Below are 20444 nucleotides of genomic sequence, written 5' to 3'. Positions count from 1 at the left end.
TCGGTGTCGCGCGGGTTGGCGCCGGGCCAGCCGCCCTCGATGAAGCCCACGCCGAAGTCGTCCAGATGCCGGGCGATGGCCAGCTTGTCCGCGACAGTGAGGCTGATGCCTTCACGCTGCGCGCCGTCGCGCAGCGTCGTGTCGAAGACATGGAACGAATCGTCGGTCCGGGCCGCGGTGGTGCGATGGGGTGAGCCAGCCGTGCCGTTCATGTCGGCCGGACTCGGGTCTTGGCGCTCCGCGGGGTGGCGTCGGGCGGTGACGGTGTGCGGAGGGTGCTTCTGCCTGTCGGTGCTTGGGGAAGACCTGACACTTCCACGGTGGCCTCCTCGTCCTCGTGTGTGTCTTTGATGGCGTTCGACACGGTACTCGCGAGGGAGAGCCAACAGGCCTTGTTCAAGCGGTCGTTCAGTGTTCCCCTGACGTGTGTTCGCGCCGCGGCGGGATCGTGTTCCGGCCCGGTGCGGTCAGGCGGACCTGTGGTGGGCGAGGCGGGCCTCCAGCCCGTCGAGGGTGCGCTGGAGTCCGTAGTCGAAGGTCTCGTCGCGGACCTTGCCGGGGTCCTTGTCCCGCTGGGCCGCGTGTCCTTCCGCCAGGCGCGGGTGATCGCGGGTGGCTTCCTCGAGGGCCGGGTACAGGCTGTCCACCCACTCCCGCTCGGTGCTGCCGCTGCGGGCGATCATCGACAGGTACGCGGCCTCGGAGGTGGCCATGCCGATGACGTAGGAGACGAGGGTGCTCATGACCCGGTCGGTCTCGCGTGAGGGGAATCCGGCGGCTTCGAAGATGGCGAGCATCTGGTCCGACATCCGCATCACGTTGGGGCCGAGGTGGGACAGGCCCACCTGACCGAGTACGGAGGCGACCCAGGGGTGTCGCAGCGCCATGGCTCGCAGGCTGTTGGCGGCGTCCACGGCGGCGGCCCGCCATTCGGACTCGTCCGCGGCGGCCGGGATGCGCAGTTCGCCGTAGACCTCGTCGACGACCAGTTCGATGAGCTCGTCCCGGTTGGCCACGTGGCGGTAGATCGATGTGGCCCCGGCGTTCAGCCGGTTGCCGAGGCTGCGCATGCTGAGCGCTTCGATTCCTTCGGCGTCCAGCAGTTGCACGGCTTCTGCCACGATGCGTTCGCGGGTCAGTGGTTCCCGCCGACGGCGGGGGCGGGTCCATACGGAGGGGATCGGCTGCTGGTTGGCCTGCTGCATGTGTGTCCTCGCCCTTCTTCTCGTCACCCACCACCCTAGCCCATGGTGTGCGCAATAGGGTACGTCGTGCGCAGTGCTCGCTTCGGTTCCGCCGGAGGGGTAAGCGCGCCTTCGCGCCAATAGCGGCGAGCGGGGAAGGGCCGCTTCACGGTTCCGCGGGGTCACGCCTGCCGAGTGCCGGCCGGGTACCACGGCTTTGCGCCATCGGCCCGGCACGCACAGCAGTTCGTACCTCGAAACCCTTGCCTGTGGGCCCTTAACGTCGCCTTCCGTCCGCGCCCGCTCGCCGGAGGACGGGGGGATTCCGTATACCGGTTGAGCGCCTTCCGCTTCCTGGGGCCCGCACTTTACGATCAAGATCACAGCCTCCGCCCCGGCGCCCCCATGCGATCCACACGGGGGCGGGCAGGGCACCCGCGCGGGCCACCCCCGCCGGGGCGGGCGGCGCTTCCAGGTCCCGGTCCGGGACGGGGGCGCCCCGGAAGCGCGCATACAAGACACACCATTGCGAACGCTGCGCCCACGTGCGTACAGTGTTCGCATATTGAGAACGTCATCCGCATCACCGAGGGAGCAGCTATGCCGAAGAACCTGAGCTGGGACGCGCAGGGCAACTGGTCGGCCAAGGGCGACTGGGGGACGAGGGACTCCGACGGCCACAAGCTGTACTTGGGTCACTGGCAGGCACGGCTCGACCAACTCCGCATCACTCACCATGTTCCGGGCGCCACGCTGGCTGTCCTCGTCGACGGAGAGGTCCGGGAACTGGCGAGCGGCGTTCTGCACCGCGGCACCGGAGTGGACGCGACCCCCGATTCGGTGTTCCAGCTCGGTTCCCTCGCCAAGATCTACACCGCCACCCTGATCATGCAGCTCGTGGACTCGGGCGCGCTCGACCTCGACGCCCCGGTACGGAAGGTGCTGCCGGACTTCGTCGTCGCCGACGAGGAGGCCACCCGCACCATCACCACGCGGCAGCTGCTCTCCCACACCAGCGGGCTGACCTGCGACTTCACCTACGACTCGGGTCGGGGCGACGACTGCCTGGCCCGCTATGTGGAGGCCGCCAAGGACGTGGGCCTCGACTGCCCGCCCGGCACCGCCGTCTCCTACAGCAGCCTCGGTTACAACGTGCTCGGCCGTATCGTCGAGGTCCTCACGGGCCAGACCTGGGACGAGGCGCTCAAGGAACGGCTCCTGACCCCGCTCGGCCTCGCGGGCACCATGACGCTCCCCGAGGAGGCACTCGCCCACCGGGCCGCGATGGGTCACCTGGGTGAGCTGGGAGAAGATCCTGCTCCCGCCCCCGCATGGGACCTCATGCCGCGCTCCGCCGGCCCCTACGGGCGGGTGCTCGCCACCGCCGGCGACGTGGCCCGTCTGACCAGGATGCACCTGGAGAACGGCAAGACCCCCCAAGGCGTCCAGGTGCTCAGCCCGCGCAGCGTCGCCGCGATGCAGCAGCGCGAGGTGGACGTCCCCGACAAGTGGACGGTCAGCGCCGACGGCTGGGGCCTCGGGTGGACGTTGTACGACTGGGCCGGCACCCCGGGCTTCGGGCACGACGGCGCCTCCATCGGCCAGTACGGCTTCCTGCGCGTGGTGCCCTCGGCGGGCGTGGCGCTCGTCCTGCTCACCAACGGCGGTGACGCCCGCCAGCTCTACGCGGACCTCTTCGACGAGTTGCTCCACGATCTCGCCGGGGTGCGGATGCCCGCCCCCTTCGCGCCGCCCGCACAGCCGCCCGTGGTGGATCCCGCTCCGCTGTGCGGCACGTACAAGCGCGAGGGCGTCGAGATCACCGTCACCGAACAGGGCGGCACGGCCCACCTGGTGTACGCGTTCGTCGACGGCATGAAGGACTTCTCGCCACCGCTGGAGATGGACCTCACCCCGGTCTCCGCGACGGTCTTCGCCGGGCCCGGCAGCGGTGCCTACAGCGCCGACTGGATGCCGGTCGTCTTCTCCACCCTGGCCGACGGCACGGCGTGCGTGTACATCGGGATGAGGGCGGCCCCCAAGGTCGCCTGACACCCTGGCGCGCCGCGTGGCGGTGTACGGACGTGCGTCTCTGGCGAGGCACGCTGCCCTCCGTGCAGGATCGGGGGATGACCAGTCTCGCCACCAGACTCCCCACGCTGCGCCTCTCCTCCTCTCCCGACGATGTCACTCCCGCGCTGCGCCAAGCTCTCACCGAGTGCTGGATCGAGGTCACCAACGCGGGGGGTGCCGCGGGCTTCCACGTACCGCCCATCGACGCACGCCATGCCGCCCCGGCCGTCGACCGCCTCGTCAGCCGCCTGACCCCCGTGGCCAGCCGCCTCGTGACGGCCTGGCTGGGCGAGGAGCTCGTGGGCTGGCTCAACGTACGGCGTGATCCTTCCGAGCTGGTCGCGCACTGGGGAACCCTGCACCATGTGCAGACACGTACCGCCGTCCGCGGTCTCGGTGTCGGCTCCGCCCTGATGCGCGAGGCCCGCCGAGTCGCCCGGGACGACATGGGCCTGGAGCAGCTTCATCTGACCGCACGGGGCGGGCAGGGCCTGGAGAACTTCTACGGGCGGCTCGGGTGGCACGAAGTGGGCCGCTGGCCGGCGGCCTTCCGGCTCGGTCCGGGCAATGACCAGGACCAGATCCTGATGATTCTCTCGCCGCTCTGATCACCGCTCTCCGTCCTGGCCGGCGGTGCTCCTCACCGACCGGAACGCCTGATCTCGGCGTGGGCAGGGTGTGCAACCCTGCCGTTTCGGGCACTTGAAAACCGCTTGGCGGTTTTCTATCTCGGCGTCCACGGCATCGCGTACGACCGCGAAGGCGGCGCGGAGGGCCGTGCTCGGCCGCCGCCTTCGCCTCCGCCGGGTCTGGCGCGCACATGGCGAGAGCGGTGAACGCGGCCGAGGCTTCGCCTCAAAGACCGCGATCGCCGCTCTTTGGCCGCGTCGCTTCAGTGCGTGGTCAGGACCTGACCCTTGGTGGTGTCGTCCACCTCCTCCGTCGGCTCCGGCGTGACAGAGACGTCGTCCTTGCGTGCGCGCATGAGGAAGAAGGCCAGGACGGCGGCGCCCACCACGCCGGCCGCGCCGACCTGGAAGCTGGCGGACATGCCGTCGGTGAAGGCGTCGTTGACGAACTTCAGCAGGCCCGGCCGGGAGTCGGCCACAGCGAGCGCCTCGCCGATCGACTCGCGGGCGGCCTGCGGGGCGTCGGCCGGCATGTTGCTGGTGAACGTGTGGGTCATGACGGCGCCGAGGATGGCGACGCCGAGTGCCGCGCCGGCCTGCTGAATGGTGTCGTTCAGCGCGGAGCCGACGCCCGCGTGCTCCTCGGGGACGGCGCCCATCATGGCCGCCATGGCCGCGGGCATCGCCAGGCCGCTGCCCGCGCCCATCAGGCACATCGAGCCGGCCAGGACAGTCCAGCTGTCGCCGACGGAGAGCGTCGAGAGCAGTCCGAAGCCGGAGGCGATGACCAGCAGGCCGAGGACCGCCATGGCCCGGGTGCCCGTCTTGGCGATCAGCGAGGCGCCCAGCGTGTTGAACACCAGGGTGGCGACGGCCAGCGGGGTGAAGGCGAGGCCCGTCTCGGTGGGGGTGTAGCCGAGGACGAATTGCAGGTACTGGGTGAGTACGAGCATCAGGCCGCCGTTGGCCAGCGTCAGCAGGACGAGGGAGAAGCTCGCGCCGGTGAAGACCCGGTCGCGGAACAGGGCGAGCGGAACCATCGGGGAGTCGTGGCGCTTCTCCCAGACCGCGAACCCGACGAGGGCGAGCACGGTCACCGCGAGCGAGAACTGGGTGCCGGTGTGGTTGAGGCCGCCCTTGGGCAGTTCGTTGATCGTCCACACCAGGGCGCCCACGCCGACGACGGACAGCACCATGCCGACCGGGTCGGCCTTGCGCCAGGGCCCCTTGGACTCCGGCATCAGCACCATGGCCGCCAGGATGGCGAGCACGGCGATCGGCACGTTGATGAGGAAGACCACTCCCCACCAGTAGTGGGCGAGGAGGGCGCCGCCGAGGACCGGGCCGCCGACCAGGCCGACCATGGCCACCGCGCTCCAGGCGGCGATCGCCTTGGGCCGCTCGGCCTCGTCGAAGACGGTGATCAGGATCGACAGGGTGCTCGGCATCACCAGCGCACCGCCGACGCCCATCAGGACACGGCCGAGGATGAGTTGCTCGGGCGTGGCGGCGACCATGCCGATGAGGGAGGCCGCGCCGAAGATCGCGAGGCCGATGATCATCACCTTGCGCCGGCCGAACTTGTCGGACAGGCTTCCCGCGGTCAGCAGGAGGCCGGCGAAGACCAGCATGTACGACTCGAGGACCCACTGGATGTCCTGAGCACTGGCCTGCAGATCCTCAGTGATCGTCGGAACCGCGACGGTGAGCACCATATTGTCGATCACCAGCACGAGCGTACTGAGACACAGCACGACCAGGATGAGCCAGCGTCGTGGGTGACGTTCCATCATTCAACCTTTCGAATGGCGTGAGCCCGGCGACCAGAGCCGACAGGAAGGGCTACCAGCAAATTACAAACCAACTTCGCGGTTTTTTCTAGCCCCTTTTCAGTCTCTCTTGTTGCAGTGCGGTCACACCGCGGCCGGTCGCGCGGCGGCAACGGCGCGCAGGACGCCCGGCAGCCGGAGCAGGAACAGGTCGACGTCGCGATCGGAGAGGATCAGCGGCGGGGCCAGCCGGATGACGTCCGCCGCGGCGGCGTTCACCAGCAGTCCCGCTTCCTGGGCCGCCTGCTGCACGAGCGGTGCGGCGTCCTCGCTCAGCACGATCCCCAGGAGGAGCCCGGCTCCCCGTACCTCCTTGACCAGAGGGTCGCCCAGGTCCTCGATCCCGCGCCGCAGTCGCTCACCGGTGCGCCGCACATGGTCCAGCAGCCCGGCGTCGGCGATGGTGGACAGCACGGCGAGGGCGGCCGCGCACACCACCGGGTTGCCGCTGAAGGTGGAGCCGTGGGTGCCCGGGGCGAGGAGCCGCGCCGCGGCTCCGAAGGCGAGCGTGGCCCCGATGGGCAGGCCGCCGCCCAGTCCCTTGGCGAGGGTGACGACGTCGGCCTCGACGCCCTCGGCCTGGGCCGCGAACCAGTGGCCGGTGCGCCCGATGCCCGTCTGGATCTCGTCGAGAACCAGCAGGGTGCCGGTCGCGTCCGTGATCTCGCGGGCCGCGGTGAGATAGCCGGCGGGGGGCACGCGGACGCCGGCCTCGCCCTGGACGGGTTCGAGGATGACCAGCGCGGTGTCGTGGGTGACCGCGGCACACAGCGCCTCCGTGTCGCCGTAGGGGACGAAGGTGACGTCACCGGGCAGGGGGTGGAAGGGGTCGCGCTTGGCGGGTTGGCCGGTCAGGGCCAGGGCGCCCATGGTGCGGCCGTGGAAGCCTCCGGTGGCGGCGACCATGTGCGTGCGGCCGGTGAGCCGGCCGATCTTGAACGCGGCCTCGTTGGCCTCGGCGCCGGAGTTGGCGAAGTAGACACGACCGGTGCGGCCGGTCAGGCCGAGGAGGCGCTCCGCCAGTGCCACGGTCGGTTCGGACACGAAGAGGTTGGAGACGTGGCCGAGCGCGGCCACCTGGTGTGTCACGGCCTGCACCACGGCGGGGTGGGCGTGGCCCAGGGCGTTGACCGCGATGCCGCCGAGCAGATCCAGGTACTCCCGGCCGTCGGCGTCCCACACGCGGGTGCCCTCGCCGCGGACGAGCGCGAGCCGCGGGGTGCCGAAGTTGTCCATCATGGCGCCCTGCCAGCGGCGGGCGAGTCCGGCGTTGCCGAAGACGCCGTTCACGCGGCCGCGCCTTCGGCCGGCTCGTCGTCGGGCACGACCATCGTGCCGATGCCTTCGTCGGTGAAGATCTCCAGCAGGACCGAGTGCCGTACGCGGCCGTCGATCACCCGGGCGCTGCGGACACCGTTGCTGACGGCGTGGAGGCAGCCCCGCATCTTGGGGATCATGCCGCTGGCCAGTTCGGGGAGCAGGGCCTTCAGTTCCTGGCCGGTCAGGCGGGAGATGACCTCGTCGCTGTGCGGCCAGTCGCGGTAGAGGCCCTCGACGTCCGTGAGGATCATCAGCACCTCGGCGCCGAGCGCGGCGGCCAGGGCTGCGGCGGCGGTGTCGGCGTTGACGTTGTAGACGCCGCCCTCGGCGGCGTCGGCGTCGTCGGTGCTGCGGGCGATGGAGGAGATGACGGGGATGCGGCCGTCGTCCAGGAGGGCGCGGACGACTCCGGCGTCGATGCCGGTGATCTCGCCGACGCGGCCGATGTCCACGCGCTCGCCGTCGATCTCGGCGTAGGCCCGGCCCGCGGTCATCAGACGGGCGTCCTCGCCCGTCATTCCGACGGCGTGCGGTCCGTGCCGGTTGAGCAGTCCGACGAGTTCCCGCTGGACCTGGCCGGCCAGCACCATCCGCACCACGTCCATGGTTTCGTCCGTGGTCACCCGCAGCCCGGCGGTGAAGTGGGAGGCGAGTCCGAGTCTGTCGAGCTGCTTGTTGATCTGCGGGCCTCCGCCGTGCACGACGACGGGTCTGAGGCCGGCGTGGTGCAGGAAGAGGATGTCCTCGGCGAAGGCCGCCTTGAGCTGGTCGTCGACCATGGCGTTGCCGCCGAACTTGATGATGACGGTCTTGCCCCGGTGGCGTGCGAGCCACGGCAGTGCCTCGACGAGGGCGTCGGCCTTGGGAAGGGCGGTGTGCTTGCGGGCAGCGGCCATTCCGGTGGGGGTGAGGGAGGTCAGCACGGTCATGAGGAGTACTCGCTGTTCTCGTGGACGTACTCGGCGGTGAGGTCGTTGGCCCAGATGACGGCCGAGGCGGTGCCGGCGGCGAGGTCGGCGGTGATCCGGACCTCGCGGCCGCGCATGTCGACCTTGGCGCGGTCCTCGCCCACGGAGCCGTCCCGGCACACCCAGACATCGTTGATGGCGACGTTGAGCCGGCCGGGATCGAAGACGGCCCGCGTCGTGCCGATGGCGGACAGGACCCGGCCCCAGTTGGGGTCCTCGCCGTGGATGGCGCACTTGAGGAGGTTGTTGCGGGCGATGGTCCGGCCGACCTCCACGGCGTCGGCCTCGCTGTCGGCGTTCACCACCTCGATCCGGATCTCCTTGCTGGCTCCCTCGGCGTCAGCGATGAGCTGCCGGGCCAGGTCGTCGCAGACGGCGCGGACGGCCTCGGCGAACTCTTCGTCGTCCGGAACGGTTCCGGAGGCGCCGGAGGCGAGCAGCAGCACCGTGTCGTTGGTCGACATGCAGCCGTCGGAGTCGACGCGGTCGAAGGTGAGGCGGGTGGCCTCGCGCAGGGCGGCGTCGAGGCGCGTGGCGTCGACGTCGGCGTCGGTGGTGAGGACGACGAGCATGGTGGCCAGGCCGGGGGCGAGCATGCCCGCGCCCTTGGCCATGCCGCCGACGGTCCAGCCGGTTCCCTCGTACACGCTGGTCTTGTGCACCGTGTCCGTGGTCTTGATCGCGATGGCGGCCTTCTCGCCGCCGTGCGCCGACAGTTCCCGCGCGGCGCGCTCGACGCCCGGCAGCAGCTTGTCCATGGGGAGGCGGACGCCGATCAGTCCGGTGGAGGCGACCGCGATCTCGTGCGTGGGGATTCCTCCCAGGGCGCGGGAGGCCGTCGTCACCGTGGTGCAGGTGTCCTGGAAACCCTGCGGGCCGGTACAGGCGTTGGCACCGCCGGAGTTGAGGACGACCGCGGTGACGCGTCCGCCCTTGAGGATCTGCTGGGACCACTTGACGGGGGCGGCCTTGACGCGGTTGGAGGTGAAGACGCCCGCGGCGGCGCGGCGCGGCCCGGTGTTGACCACGAGGGCCAGGTCCGGGGTGCCGTTGGCCTTGATGCCGGCGGCTGTCCCGGCCGCCGTGAATCCCTTTGCTGCCGTGACGCTCACTGGGTCTCCTCGTTCGCTTCTCCCGCGCGGTGCGAAGGCGCGGGGTTCGTGGTGGTCCGCGGCCCGCGGACCGCGCGTGCGTCGCTCACGGTGCGACTCCGATCGTGGAAAGTCCGGTCGCCTCGGGGAGCCCGAGGGCGATGTTCATGCTCTGGATCGCGCCGCCCGCCGTGCCCTTGACGAGGTTGTCGATGGCGCTGATCGCGATGATGCGGCGGGTCGCCTCGTCGTAGGCGACCTGGACCTGGGCGGCGTTGGAGCCGTGCACGGACGCGGTGGCGGGCCACTGCCCGTCGGGCAGCAGGCGGACGAACGGCTCCCCCGCGTATGCCTTCTCGTACGCGGTGCGCACGTCGGCGGCGGTGACGCCGGGCTTGGCGGCGGCGCTGCAGGTGGCGAGGATGCCGCGGGCCATCGGGGCGAGGGTGGGGGTGAAGGAGACGGTGATCCGCTCTCCCGCCACGGCGCTGAGGTTCTGGATCATCTCGGGGGTGTGCCGGTGGCCGCCGCCGACGCCGTACGGCCTCATGGAGCCCATCACCTCGCTGCCGAGGAGGTGTGCCTCGGGGGACTTGCCCGCGCCCGAGGTTCCCGAGGCGGCGGTGATCACGGCTTCGGCCTCGGCGAGGCCGGTGGCGTAGGCGGGGAAGAGGGCCAGCGAGACGGCGGTCGGGTAGCAGCCGGGTACCGCGATGCGGGTGGTCGTCTTCAGCGCGGTGCGGTTGCCGGGCAGCTCGGGCAGGCCGTAGGGCCAGGTTCCGGCGTGTGGGGAGCCGTAGAACTGTTCCCAGTCCGCGGCGTCCGCCAGGCGGAAGTCGGCCCCCATGTCGACCACCAGTACGTTCTCGCCCAACCGCTCGGCGATGGTGGCCGACTGGCCGTGCGGCAGGGCGAGGAAGACGACGTCGTGGCCGCTGAGCGTCTCGGCGGTGGTGGGCTCCAGGATCCGGTCCGCCAGCGGGGCCAGGTGTGGCTGGAGCGTGCCCAGGAGCTGCCCCGCGTTCGCGTTGCCGGTCAGGGCACCGATCTCCGCCTCGGGGTGTCCGAGCAGCAGACGCAGGGCTTCCCCGCCCGCGTAACCGCTCGCCCCCGCCACTGCTATCCGCACGGTCATGTTCCCCTCCTGGTCAGCGACGGCATGACTGTGCATCAGGGGAAGGGCACCCACAACCAGATAAGTCATGCTCATGACAAGTTCTCATGACAGGTTTGTGGGCGGTGAAGAGCGGTGGCCGAAATCCCGTCCGGCACTTCTGGCGTGCGCTTTCCGCGCGGCCGGCGCATCACCACGCCCTGTCGGCACCGCGGTCTCGCCGGTCGCCGACAGGTCACGGGAGCACCACTGAACACCCGCGGTCACACGCGTGCTTCGCCACCGAAGAGAGCCTCGATGTGGTCGAACCCCTCCGCACGGAGACTGGGAGTGGCGTCGAGGGCCTGGGCGTACTGCTCCCGCACGACGTCCTTCGGCAGCCGCTGATGAGCGGGGCGCAGGGCGTTGCGGTCCAGACACAGTTGCAGCGGAGTGGTCATGACCAGGGCGACCGTGGGGATGTCGTACCGCTCGGCGAGGGTGAGGAGTTTGGAGCGGACCGCCGCCTCGGTGTGGTCGGCGTCCACGACCGTCGTCAGGCGACGCGCCAGCCGCCTTTCGACCACCGTTCCCAGTGCGTGGACGGCTTCCTCGGTCACCTCCGGCGCCGGGACCTCGTCGCTGACGAGCTCGCGGAAGGTGTCCAGTTCCAGGACGCTCTCGGGCGGCCAGGCGGCGGCGGTCGTGCTCTTGCCGCTGCCGGCCGGGCCCAGCAGCACGATGAGGACCGGAGTGGTGAAGAGGGTGTCGGTCACGGCGTCTCCAATGCGGATGGCGGGGCGACGCCCCGGCCGGGGGCGACGGCACACGCCGGCGAGGCGTCAGCACGGTTTTACCGCAATGCCGCCTGGAAGCTGCAGTGGCCAACTTCTGGGAGAGCGGAACGTCTGGCGGGATATGGCCGCCCGGAAAGACGGCGAAAGGCGCCCGGGCAGGGGGGTTCTCCCTGCCCGGGCGCCTTTCGCGCGACCGGCTGTCTCAGAAGGTCACCGGGAGTCCGCGCAGGTGGCGTCCTTCTCCCGGGAGGTCGAAGTACTCCAGTTCGTCCCGTGCGACGCCGAGCGTGAGCTGCGGGTGCCGGATCAGCAGCTCGTCCAGGACGACCTCCGCCTCGAGGCGGGCGAGCGCCGCTCCGATGCAGTAGTGGGCGCTGTGCCCGAACGCCACATGGCCCACACCGCGCCCCAGGTCACGGGTGATGTCCAGGCTCTCGGGCGCCTGGTACTCGTCGGGGTCGAAGTTCGCGGCGAGCAGGGCGCTCGTCACCGCCTCGCCCTTCTTGACCGGCATTCCCGCGACCTCCAGGTCCTGCGTCGCGTACAGCGGGGCGCCCATGGGAACCGGCGAGGTGAAGCGGAGCAGCTCGGGCACGGCGCGGCCCAGGAGTTCGGGTTCGGCCCGGAGCCGGGCGAGCTGCTCGGGGTGGTCGAGGAGGGCCAGCACCGAGCTGGCGATGAAGAGCGCGGGTGGCGTGATGCCGGTGTTGATCAGGAGGAGGATCAGGGCGACCATCTCGGTCTCGGTCAGACCGTCGGGGTCGTCCTTGCCGGAGGTGATCCAGCCGGAGACGAGGTCGCCGGCGGGCTCGGCGGTGCGTCGGGCGATGAGGTCCTTGGAATGCTCGACCATGTTCCGCAGGGCCGGTATGACCAGTTCGATGTCACCGGAGGCGTACTCGCGGATCCAGGTCCGCATCTGGGGCACGTCGGGTTCGTCGATTCCGATGAGCGCGCAGATGACCGTGGAGGCGAGCGGGTAGCCGACGTCCTCCAGGAGTTCGGCCTGCCGCTTCGCGGCGAGGGGGGTGATCAGCTCCTTGGTGATCTGCTCCAGGCGGGGGCGCAGGGCGTTGATGCGCCGGGCCGTGAACGACTTGGTCACCAGGTTCCGCAGCCGGCTGTGCTCGGGGCCGTCGGCCAGCACCATGATGCCCAGGTAGTCGCGGTACTCCGCGGGCAGACCGTACGCCTCGATCATCTGCTCGGCGATACTCGGTCCGTCCTCGGCCAGGCCGGGCACCTTGCCCTGGTCCCTGACGAACCGCGGGTCGCTCAGTACGGCCTTGGCGTCCTGCTGGCCGGTGATGAGCCAGACGGGCGTCTCGATGTCGGGCAGGGTCACGCGGACGAGCGGGGCCTGGCGGCGCAGCTCCATGTAGCCGCGGACGGGATCGCTGACGAGCTCCGAGGTCAGCGCGTGGGTCTCGGTCTCGGGCGACGTGATGGTCATGGTGCTCCCCTTCGGACGCGGCCGCGTCGGTGTGGTCGTACGAGGATCGGAAAAGGGCCAGGTGGCCGGTAGGACGTCCCGGCGCCACAGTGGTGCGGGCGAGGTGGCCCCACAAGTACCGACGGTCGCACCGGTTTTCCGGGGAGATGGCTCTGACCAGGCATAACCGTTTTCCGGCGGGTGTACAGCAGCGGGATTTTGGACAGTTGAACAGCGCTGGGGCCCGGACATGCCGGTGCGCGCCCGCCCCTGGTGAGGGGAAGGCGCGCACGTGCGGGGGCGGCGTGCGGGTGGCGTCGCGCCCCGCGTCTGCCGTTTCGTCTTCAGAAACGCAGTTCCTGGGTGCAGCATTTGACGCTGCCGCCGCCCTTGAGCAGTTCGGAGAGGTCGGTGCCATGCGTACGGAAGCCACGGGCCCGCAGTTGCCCGGCCAGTTTCTGGGCCGCTTCGGGGAGGATGACGTTCAGGCCGTCGCTGACGGCGTTGAGCCCGAGGACGTCCGCGTCCTCCTGGCCGACAAGCAGGGCGTCGGGGAAGAGCCGGGCGAGCACGTCGCGGCTGCCGAGTGTGAACGCCTCGGGGTAGTACATGACCTCGTCGCCGTCGAGGACGCACAGCGCGGTGTCCAGGTGGTAGAAGCGGGGGTCGACCAGTTCGAGGCTGATCACGGGGCGGCCGAAGAACTCCTGTGCCTCCCGGTGGCCTTCGGGGGTGCAGCGGAAGCCACGGCCGGCCAGGATCCAGCTGTCGGTGACGGCGAAGTCCCCCTCGCCCTCGTTGACGTACTGGGGTTCGTATATCTCGGCGAAGCCGTTGGCGCGGAACCAGGCCCGGTGGGCCGGGGCCTCGGCGGACCGTTCCGTGTTGAGGAACTTGGCGCCCAGCACCCTGCCGTCCACGACGGTGGCGCCGTTCGCCGAGAAGACCATGTCGGGCAGGCCGGGCTCGGGGTTGACCAGGTCCACGCGGTGGCCCAGGGAACGGTAGAGGGCGTAGAGCAGCTCCCACTGCATGAGAGCCAGTTCGGTGTCGACGGGCTTGGCCGGGTCCATCCAGGGGTTGATGGCGTAGCTGACGTCGAAGTGGTCGGGGCGGCACATCAGGTAGTGACGCCGGGTGGCCTTGCGGTCCTGCACCGATACGGAAGTCATGTCATCTCCGGGTGGGGTGATCAAGTACTGGCGTAGGGGTGCGCACGCGCGGTGGCACACACCGGAATCGGGAGGGTCGAGCCGGGCCCGTTACGGGCGTCGTCGGCCGGGACGGGCCCACGCTCGCCGTCTCCCTTCCTTGGCTCTGCGGTCAGACGCGGACGGTGTCCCGTTCCATCGCGTCACGCAGACTCTTGGGCCGCATGTCGGTCCAGTGCTGGTCTATGTATCCCAGGCACTCCTGGCGGCCTTCCTCTCCGTACGCGACGCGCCAGCCGGCGGGCACATCGGTGAACGTGGGCCAGAGCGAGTACTGCTCCTCGTCGTTCACCAGGACGTAGAACCGGCCGTCGGTGTCGTCGAACGGGTTGGTGGTCATGGGCAACTCCAAATCTTCTGGTAACTCCGCGGCATGTGTTCATGCCGCGTTGTACTGCCGGGTGCTCCTCCTCTCGGCGATCGAGTCGGCGATCTCGCCGCTCCTGATGGCGATGTTCGACAGGAGCGAGGACGCCAGTCCGTGCGTGTGCTCGGTGCCGCCCTGGAGGTAGACACCGCAGGACACGTCCGCGGTGGTGGCCAGCCGGTAGTCGCGCTCGACGCGGAACCGGCCCTCCTCGTCGCGCAGGCAGTGGCCTTCCAGCTCACCCAGCAGCTCGGTCGGCTCCATGGAGTCGTAGCCGGTGGCGCAGATCAGTACGTCGACGTCGAGCTGGTAGGTCTCTTCATCGCGCACCGAGTGCATCGTGAGCCGGACGTCCTCGCCGGTCTGCTTCACGCTGTCGACGCGGGAGAGATTGAGGAACTCGAGCCGGGGGGTTCCACGGACCTCGTCGTCGTACTGACGCTGGTGCAGGTCCCTGATGACCTCGTCGTCCACCACCCCGTAGTTCGTGTTCTTGTGGTAGCGCCAGAAGGAGTCCTTCGACCGCTGGCTGCCGCGGTAGTAGTCGTCCACCGCGTCGGCGTCGAAGATGCGGTTGGCGAAGGGGGTGTCGTCCGCGATGGAGTAGCCGTAGGACGGCATGATCGCGGAGACCGTCGCGTCCGGGAGCGTGTCGTAGAGGAACCGCACGATCTCGGCGGCGCTCTGGCCGGCGCCGACGACAGCGACCCTTTTCACCGTGCTCCGGTCCAGCTTGCGGAATTTTTCGAGGAATTCCGAGCTGTGCCATATGCGTTCGTCCCTGGCGACGCCCGAGGGCATTTTGGGGACGAGCCCCGTGGACACGACGATGTTGCGGGCCTTGACCAGGCGGGTCTCGCCGCGGGAACCGGTGTCCCGCATCTCGACCTCCACGTGGTCGGCCGGCCCGTCGGTCCGGGGAAGCTTGATGGACAACACCTCGGAGCTGTAGGTGACCCGGTCGGCGAAGCTCGACTCGGCCCACTCGAGGTAGTCGTGGAATTCCTGGCGGGTGGGGAAGAACTCCTGGTTGTTGACGAACTGGGCCAGCCTGCCGGCCGCGTGCAGGTAGGAGATGAAGCTGAAGCGCGAGGCCGGGTTGCGGAAGGTGGCCAGGTCCTTCAGGAAGGAGATCTGCATTTTTGCCGACGGGAGCAGCATGTTGCGGTGCCATCCGAGAGTCGGCTGGCGCTCGAAGAAGGCAGCCGATATCGGCTGGCTGCTTTCGTTGCTCTCGTGCTCCTCCAGGGCTACGGCCAGTGAGAGGTTGGACGGGCCGAAGCCGATTCCGACGACCTCGTAGACTTCATCCGTGCTTCCCATATCAATTCTCCCGCCGGTGGTGGTTTCTGAAAGCTACTGCACGAATTGCGTACCGGTCAATATTTGTATCGGGAAATTATGACCAGTATTTCATTGCGATGTCAGGGCGCGCTGGAATTGCATAAGTGTTATCGAATTCCGCGCGGCATTGTTCAGACTGCGTGAGGGCAGCCGGGCGCCGGCAGTTTGCCCATCAGCCGGGCGGCCGAGCGGTGCGCGTCGGAGTCCCGGTGCGCGAAGTCCTCGCGGACGCGCTCGCGGATGTGCGGGTCCTGTTCCTGGCTGAGCTTGAACATGCCTTCCGCGCCGGACACATCGATCCTGAAGCCGCCCACCGCCGGAAGGATCTTGCGGAAGTAGTCCTGGGAGTCGGACATGTCCCAGGCGTTGCCGAAGTCGGCCTCGAAGGTGCGCACCGTGGCCCTGACGATCTCCAGCGTCTCCTCGCCGGCCTCGCCGTGCTCGATCTTGTGGAGCACGCCGTGCACATGGACGGAAGTGAAGTCCCAGGTCGGTGCGGCCGGGGTGACCTGATACACCGTCGGCGAGACGTAGGCGTGGGGGCCCGTGAACGTCAGCAGGACCGGGGTGCCGTCGTCCAGGGCCTTCCAGTGCGGATTGGCCCTGTTCATGTGGCCCAGCAGCTGGGCGCCGGAGAGATCGGCCGCCCACTCCCCGCTCATCGCCGGGTCCTGGATGACCGGCAGGTGCGTGGCGTAAGGGCCCGCTTCCCGCGGGCCGTTGGAGGTCATCAGCGCCAGCGGGTTGCCGCGCAGGATGTCCACCATCCAGGAGGCGGACGGCTGACGGTAGGGGGCGGGAACGAACATTTCAGAAAGCACATCCTTCGATGCGAGGTCGGTGGTATCGCTCGGCCGGGGGTGCTGCCTCAGAGCGCGTCGAGCGCGTCGGTGACGGCCGCGCAGACGGCCGGCGCGTGCTCCGGCGTGCAGATCTCGTAGTGGGTGCCGGGGATGTCGTGCACCCGCAGCGTGCCGGTGATGTGTGACTTCCACTGGTCCATGTACGGCGCCTCGGGATTCCGCGTGGCGTTGAAGAACAGGGCGTCGCCGTCGTACTCGGGCTGCTCGAAGCGCTTCAGCATGTCGACGTTGTTGACGACGACGGCGGAGGCGATTTCGAGCAGGCGCTCCTCGTCCGAGTCGGCGAGGTCTCCGATGTGGTCCCTGAGCAGTCCGCGCACCTGGGCGAGTTCGAGGTCCGCGTTGTCGGCGAAATGACCACTGGGTGCGGAATCCAGAAGCCCGAGCAGTGCCACTTCGTGGCCGCGGCTCTGCAATTCGGCGGCTATCGCGTGGGCGACCACGCCGCCGAACGACCAGCCGATCAGGTGGTAAGGGCCTTGCTTCTGGTAAGAGAATATCTGCTCGATGTAGTCGTCCACCAGGTTTTCCAGGCGGTCGGGGAGCGGTGTTTCACCGTCGAGTCCGCGCGCCTGAATTCCGTAGGAGGGACGGTCCGCAGGCAGTCTGCTGGTGAAATTCAGGTAGGGCCATGCCAGGCCGCCGGCCAGGTGGATCCACCACAGCGGCTCCTTGTCCCCGCCGGTCTTGATGGGGAGCACCCGGGCGAAGGGGTCGGCGTTCTCCGCCGTCTCGTCACTCGACTCCAGGCATGCCGCGAGCTCGGCGACCGTGGGCGACTGGAACACCGCCCGCATGGGCAGGACCGCGTCCAGCCGGGTGCGGATACGGCTGTTGAGCCGGGTGGCCAGGAGCGAATGCCCGCCCAGGGCGAAGAAGTCGTCGTCGATTCCGACCCGGTCCAGGCCCAGGATGTCGGCGAACAGCTCCGCCAGTGCCTCCTCGACCGGTGTGCGGGGCGCCCGGTACTCCTGCCCCGAGAACTCCGGTGCGGGCAGGGCGGACCGGTCCAGCTTGCCGTTGGGGGTCAGCGGCAGCCGGTCGAGGACCATGAAGGCCGCGGGGACCATGAAGGCCGGAAGTCTCTCCGTGGCGAACTCACGCAGTTCGTCGGCGTCGGGGCCCTCGGGTCCGGCGCCCACGACATAGCCCACGAGTTGCTTTCCGGTGCCGCGCCCCTCCAGTGCGACGACTGCGGCCTGGGCGACGCCGGGATGGGCGACGAGGGCGGCCTCGACCTCACCGGGTTCGATGCGGAACCCGCGGATCTTGACCTGGGCGTCGCCGCGTCCCACGTACTCCAGTTGCCCCTGATCGTTCCAACGGGCCAGGTCACCGGTGCGGTACATCCGCTCACCGGCTGGCCCGAAGGGGCCCGCGACGAACCGCTCGGCGGTCAGGTCGGCCCGGCCGCGGTAGCCGCGCCCGACGTCGCCGGCGATGTACAGCTCGCCGACCACGCCGACCTTGACCGGTGCGAGACCGGGACCAAGGACGTAGGCGCGTACGTGCCCCAGCGGCGAGCCGATCGGGGCGCTGCCGGAGCCGTCCCACTCCCCCACGTCCGGGACGGTGAAGGTGGTGGCGTAGAAGGATTCGCTCTGCCCGTAGGCGTTGACCATCTTCACGCCGGGGAAGGTCTCGCGGATCTGCTGGACGAGACCGGCGGGCAGGGCCTCGCCCGCGAACACCAGCGTGTCGACGTGGGTCCGGTCGGCGAGCTGGTCGACGAGTTCGGCGAAGACCGAGGGGACGGTGCTGATCACGTTGCCGTCCCAGCCGTCGCGCTCGCTCAGGGCGAGCACGTCACGGACGACTTCGACGATGCCGCCGGTGCACAAGGTGGTGAAGATCTCGAAGGCGGAGACGTCGAAGTTCACCGAGGTGCCGGCCAGCATCCGGCGGCCCGGTGCGGCCCCGATGCGGGCGGCCAGGCGCAGGACGCCGTTGACGACGTTGCTGTGGGTGATGGCGACGCCCTTGGGCGCCCCGGTCGAGCCCGAGGTGTACATGACGTAGGCGAGCTGCTGCGGCCGCAGGGTGACCGCTCGCGCCGCGCCGTCGGTGCCGGGGGCCTGCTCCGCGGAGAGGTCCAGGTCGTCCAGGCGCAGCAGCGGAAGGTCGGTGTCCGGCAGTACGGGCACGGTCTGCGTGTCGGTGAGGATCAGCCGCGGGGCGGCCTCGGTGAGGATGTACGCCAGCCGGTGGCTGGGGTACTTCGGGTCGATGGGCAGGTAGGCGCCGCCGGCCTTGAGGACCGCGAGGAGGCCGGCCACGAGGTCCGTCGAGCGGGGCAGCGCCACCGCCACCACCGTCTCGGGGCCCACGCCCTGGGCGGTGAGCACGCGGGCGAGCCGGTCCGCCCGGGTGTCGAGCTCTTGGTAGGTGAGCGAGACGCCGTCGCAGACCACGGCCTCGGCGTCGGGGGTGGCTGCCACCTGCTGCGCGAACAGTTCGGGAATCGTCACCTGGGGGGTCGGGGTGTCGACGTGGTTGAACTGGTGGAGCAGCCGGTCGCGCTCGGCGGCCTCCAGCACCTCCACCTGGCCGATGTGCCGGGTGGGGTCCTGCGCGAGCTGCCGCAGGACACGCTGCAGGCTTTCGGCCAGGTACTCCACCGTCGCCCGGTCGAAGACACTCTCCTTGTACTGCAGGGCTAGCCGCAGGTAGGGGTCGGCGTCGGCCATCAGCGTCAGGGGGTAGTGGGTGCCGGAGAAGGGGCGGATGCCGGTGAACGAGATGCCGCCCGCCGTGTTCGCGTCGGTGAGGCCCTCCTGGTCCACGGGGTAGGACTCGAAGACCACGAGGGTGTCGAACAGCGTACTCAGCCCGGTGGTCCGGTGGATCTCCGCGAGACCGTAGTGGTGGTGGTCCAGGAGTGCCGCCTGCCGCTTCTGCAGGTTCTGCAGCATGCCGGCGAGGGTGTCGCCGGGCCCGTAAGTGGCGCGTACCGGCAGGGTGTTGATGAAGAGTCCGACCATGGAGTCGACGTCGGTGACCGTCGGCGGCCGCCCGGAGACGGTCGCGCCGAACAGTACGTCCTGGCGTCCGGTCAGCTCGCCGATGAGGACCGCCCATGCTCCTTGCAGCAGGGTGTTGACGGTGATGCCGAGCTCGGAGGCGCGCCGGTTCAGCAGGCGGGCCTCGTCCATGGGCAGGACCACGTCGACCTGGCCGGCGGCCGAGTCGTCCACGTCGTCGCCGGGGCGGGCGGTGACGGGGGCGACCAGGGTGGGCTCGTCGACGCCTTCGAGTTCGCGGGTCCAGGCCCGTGCGGTCTCGTCGTGGTCCTGCTGGGAGAGCCAGACGAGGAAGTCGCGGTAACCGCGGGTCCTGGGCAGGACCGTGCCGTCGCCGCTTGATCCGTACAGGCGCAGGAGGTCGGTCATGATGATCGGGAAGGACCAGCCGTCGAACAGTACGTGGTGGGCGGTCAGGACCAGTTCGGACTTCTCCGGGCCCATGGTGAGCAGGGCGAAGCGGAGCAGGGGCGGCCGGGTCGGATCGAAGTGCCGGTGGTGGTCCTCGGCCAGGAACCGCTCGAACGCCGCTGTGCGCTCGTCGTCGGGCAGATGGCTGAGGTCGATCTCCTGCCAGGGCACTTCGAGGCCGTCGATGACGACCTGTACCTGGTCGCCGTCGGCGTCGTGGACGAAGGCGGTGCGCAGGTTGGCGTAGCGGTCCAGGATGGCCTGGCCCGCGGCGCGCATGCGGGCGGGGTCGACCGGTCCGGCGATGTGGAAGGCGATCTGCATCTGGTAGGCGTCGATGGCGTCGTCGTCGTTCAGCAGGGACTGGAAGAGCAGCCCGGATTGCAGCGCGGTCAGCGGCCAGACGTCCGAGACGCCCGGGTAGCGGCTCTCCCAGGCTTCGATCTCCTGCTGGCTCACCTTCACCAGGGGCAGGTCGGAGGGGGTGAGGCCGCCGGCGGCCGGGTCGGTGGCGTGCCGGGCCACCGCGGCGAGCGCGGCGCACCACAGGTCGGCCAGTTCCTGGATCTCGGCCCGGGTGAACAGGCCCCTGGGGAAGCCGACCACGGCGTCGAGCTGGGCTCCCAGCTCGGTGTCGATGACCGCGGAGTTGATCTCGACCGTCGACATGGCGGGCATGTCGGCGTCCAGATCGGCGGCCAGGTCGAGGTCGGCTATCTGGGTGAAGCCGAGGCCGCGGAGGTCTTCGGGCATGTCGGCGGAGGAGAAGCGGCCCAGGTAGTTGAAGCCGATCTGCCCCATGGAATGCGCGG

General features: G+C 69.7%; 15 protein-coding genes and 1 pseudogene. 2 read left to right on the top strand and 14 right to left on the bottom strand.

Annotated elements, in window-relative coordinates; genetic code table 11:
• Positions 1 to 212: pseudogene (locus ACWDZ7_RS40835) on the bottom strand (citramalate synthase); the annotation flags it as partial.
• A 255-nt stretch (positions 213 to 467) separates the two neighbouring features.
• Positions 468 to 1205, bottom strand: a complete 738-nt coding sequence (locus tag ACWDZ7_RS40830; RefSeq protein ID WP_451803832.1) for a TetR/AcrR family transcriptional regulator — start codon at positions 1203 to 1205, stop codon at positions 468 to 470.
• Positions 1206 to 1784: 579 nt separating this feature from the next.
• Between ACWDZ7_RS40830 and ACWDZ7_RS40825 the strand changes: the two genes are divergently transcribed.
• Positions 1785 to 3236: a serine hydrolase domain-containing protein gene (locus ACWDZ7_RS40825; protein ID WP_451803831.1), complete on the top strand. Its 1452-nt coding sequence runs from the start codon at positions 1785 to 1787 to the stop codon at positions 3234 to 3236.
• Between the two features lie 77 nt (positions 3237 to 3313).
• Positions 3314 to 3865: a GNAT family N-acetyltransferase gene (locus ACWDZ7_RS40820; RefSeq protein WP_451803830.1), complete on the top strand. Its 552-nt coding sequence runs from the start codon at positions 3314 to 3316 to the stop codon at positions 3863 to 3865.
• A 284-nt stretch (positions 3866 to 4149) separates the two neighbouring features.
• Here ACWDZ7_RS40820 and ACWDZ7_RS40815 read toward each other — a convergent pair whose 3' ends face one another.
• The 12 genes from ACWDZ7_RS40815 to ACWDZ7_RS40760 form a co-directional block, all read right to left on the bottom strand.
• Entirely contained in the window at positions 4150 to 5676 is a 1527-nt protein-coding gene (locus ACWDZ7_RS40815) for an MFS transporter (RefSeq protein ID WP_451803829.1), read from the bottom strand.
• A gap of 123 nt (positions 5677 to 5799) precedes the next feature.
• Positions 5800 to 7005 carry an acetylornithine transaminase gene (locus ACWDZ7_RS40810; RefSeq protein ID WP_451803828.1) on the bottom strand — a complete coding sequence of 402 codons (1206 nt, stop codon included), beginning with the start codon at positions 7003 to 7005 and terminating at the stop codon, positions 5800 to 5802.
• Entirely contained in the window at positions 7002 to 7964 is a 963-nt protein-coding gene (gene argB / locus ACWDZ7_RS40805; protein ID WP_451803827.1) for an acetylglutamate kinase, read from the bottom strand. Before argB ends, ACWDZ7_RS40810 begins: the two co-directional genes overlap by 4 nt.
• The gene (argJ, locus tag ACWDZ7_RS40800; protein ID WP_451803826.1) at positions 7961 to 9115 is read right to left on the bottom strand and encodes a bifunctional glutamate N-acetyltransferase/amino-acid acetyltransferase ArgJ; all 1155 of its coding nucleotides are present in this window, start codon (positions 9113 to 9115) and stop codon (positions 7961 to 7963) included. Before argJ ends, argB begins: the two co-directional genes overlap by 4 nt.
• An 85-nt stretch (positions 9116 to 9200) precedes the next feature.
• A complete protein-coding gene (gene argC / locus ACWDZ7_RS40795; protein WP_451803825.1) occupies positions 9201 to 10229 on the bottom strand; it encodes an N-acetyl-gamma-glutamyl-phosphate reductase in 1029 nt (342 codons plus the stop codon).
• A gap of 242 nt (positions 10230 to 10471) precedes the next feature.
• Positions 10472 to 10963, bottom strand: coding sequence for an AAA family ATPase (locus ACWDZ7_RS40790; protein ID WP_451803824.1), 492 nt, complete (start codon positions 10961 to 10963; stop codon positions 10472 to 10474).
• A 223-nt stretch (positions 10964 to 11186) separates the two neighbouring features.
• Positions 11187 to 12437: a cytochrome P450 gene (locus ACWDZ7_RS40785; protein WP_451803823.1), complete on the bottom strand. Its 1251-nt coding sequence runs from the start codon at positions 12435 to 12437 to the stop codon at positions 11187 to 11189.
• Positions 12438 to 12760: 323 nt separating this feature from the next.
• Positions 12761 to 13588, bottom strand: a complete 828-nt coding sequence (gene ddaH / locus ACWDZ7_RS40780) for a dimethylargininase (RefSeq protein ID WP_451803822.1) — start codon at positions 13586 to 13588, stop codon at positions 12761 to 12763.
• A gap of 151 nt (positions 13589 to 13739) precedes the next feature.
• On the bottom strand, positions 13740 to 13967 hold the full coding sequence (locus ACWDZ7_RS40775; RefSeq protein ID WP_451803821.1) for an MbtH family protein: 228 nt from the start codon (positions 13965 to 13967) through the stop codon (positions 13740 to 13742).
• Positions 13968 to 14006: 39 nt separating this feature from the next.
• Positions 14007 to 15317 (bottom strand): lysine N(6)-hydroxylase/L-ornithine N(5)-oxygenase family protein, encoded by a 1311-nt coding sequence (locus ACWDZ7_RS40770; RefSeq protein WP_451803820.1) that lies wholly within the window; start codon positions 15315 to 15317, stop codon positions 14007 to 14009.
• A gap of 152 nt (positions 15318 to 15469) precedes the next feature.
• Positions 15470 to 16147: an FMN-binding negative transcriptional regulator gene (locus ACWDZ7_RS40765; RefSeq protein ID WP_451803819.1), complete on the bottom strand. Its 678-nt coding sequence runs from the start codon at positions 16145 to 16147 to the stop codon at positions 15470 to 15472.
• Positions 16148 to 16206: 59 nt separating this feature from the next.
• A partial coding sequence (locus tag ACWDZ7_RS40760; protein ID WP_451803818.1) for an amino acid adenylation domain-containing protein occupies positions 16207 to 20444 on the bottom strand: 4238 nt, incomplete at its 5' end.

Source organism: Streptomyces sp. NPDC003032 (assembly GCF_053591415.1).
The sequence above is the reverse complement of the archived record's forward strand: the minus strand, read 5'-3'. Positions and strand labels throughout refer to the sequence as shown.

What these genes read in the sequence shown, in the direction of transcription:
- ACWDZ7_RS40830 (WP_451803832.1), bottom strand. Translation starts at nt 1,205, where the DNA reads ATGCAGCAGGCCAACCAGCAGCCGATCCCCTCCGTATGGACCCGCCCC.
- ACWDZ7_RS40825 (WP_451803831.1), top strand. Translation starts at nt 1,785, where the DNA reads ATGCCGAAGAACCTGAGCTGGGACGCGCAGGGCAACTGGTCGGCCAAG.
- ACWDZ7_RS40820 (WP_451803830.1), top strand. Translation starts at nt 3,314, where the DNA reads ATGACCAGTCTCGCCACCAGACTCCCCACGCTGCGCCTCTCCTCCTCT.
- ACWDZ7_RS40815 (WP_451803829.1), bottom strand. Translation starts at nt 5,676, where the DNA reads ATGGAACGTCACCCACGACGCTGGCTCATCCTGGTCGTGCTGTGTCTC.
- argB (WP_451803827.1), bottom strand. Translation starts at nt 7,964, where the DNA reads ATGACCGTGCTGACCTCCCTCACCCCCACCGGAATGGCCGCTGCCCGC.
- argC (WP_451803825.1), bottom strand. Translation starts at nt 10,229, where the DNA reads ATGACCGTGCGGATAGCAGTGGCGGGGGCGAGCGGTTACGCGGGCGGG.
- ACWDZ7_RS40785 (WP_451803823.1), bottom strand. Translation starts at nt 12,437, where the DNA reads ATGACCATCACGTCGCCCGAGACCGAGACCCACGCGCTGACCTCGGAG.
- ddaH (WP_451803822.1), bottom strand. Translation starts at nt 13,588, where the DNA reads ATGACTTCCGTATCGGTGCAGGACCGCAAGGCCACCCGGCGTCACTAC.
- ACWDZ7_RS40775 (WP_451803821.1), bottom strand. Translation starts at nt 13,967, where the DNA reads ATGACCACCAACCCGTTCGACGACACCGACGGCCGGTTCTACGTCCTG.
- ACWDZ7_RS40770 (WP_451803820.1), bottom strand. Translation starts at nt 15,317, where the DNA reads ATGGGAAGCACGGATGAAGTCTACGAGGTCGTCGGAATCGGCTTCGGC.
- ACWDZ7_RS40765 (WP_451803819.1), bottom strand. Translation starts at nt 16,147, where the DNA reads ATGTTCGTTCCCGCCCCCTACCGTCAGCCGTCCGCCTCCTGGATGGTG.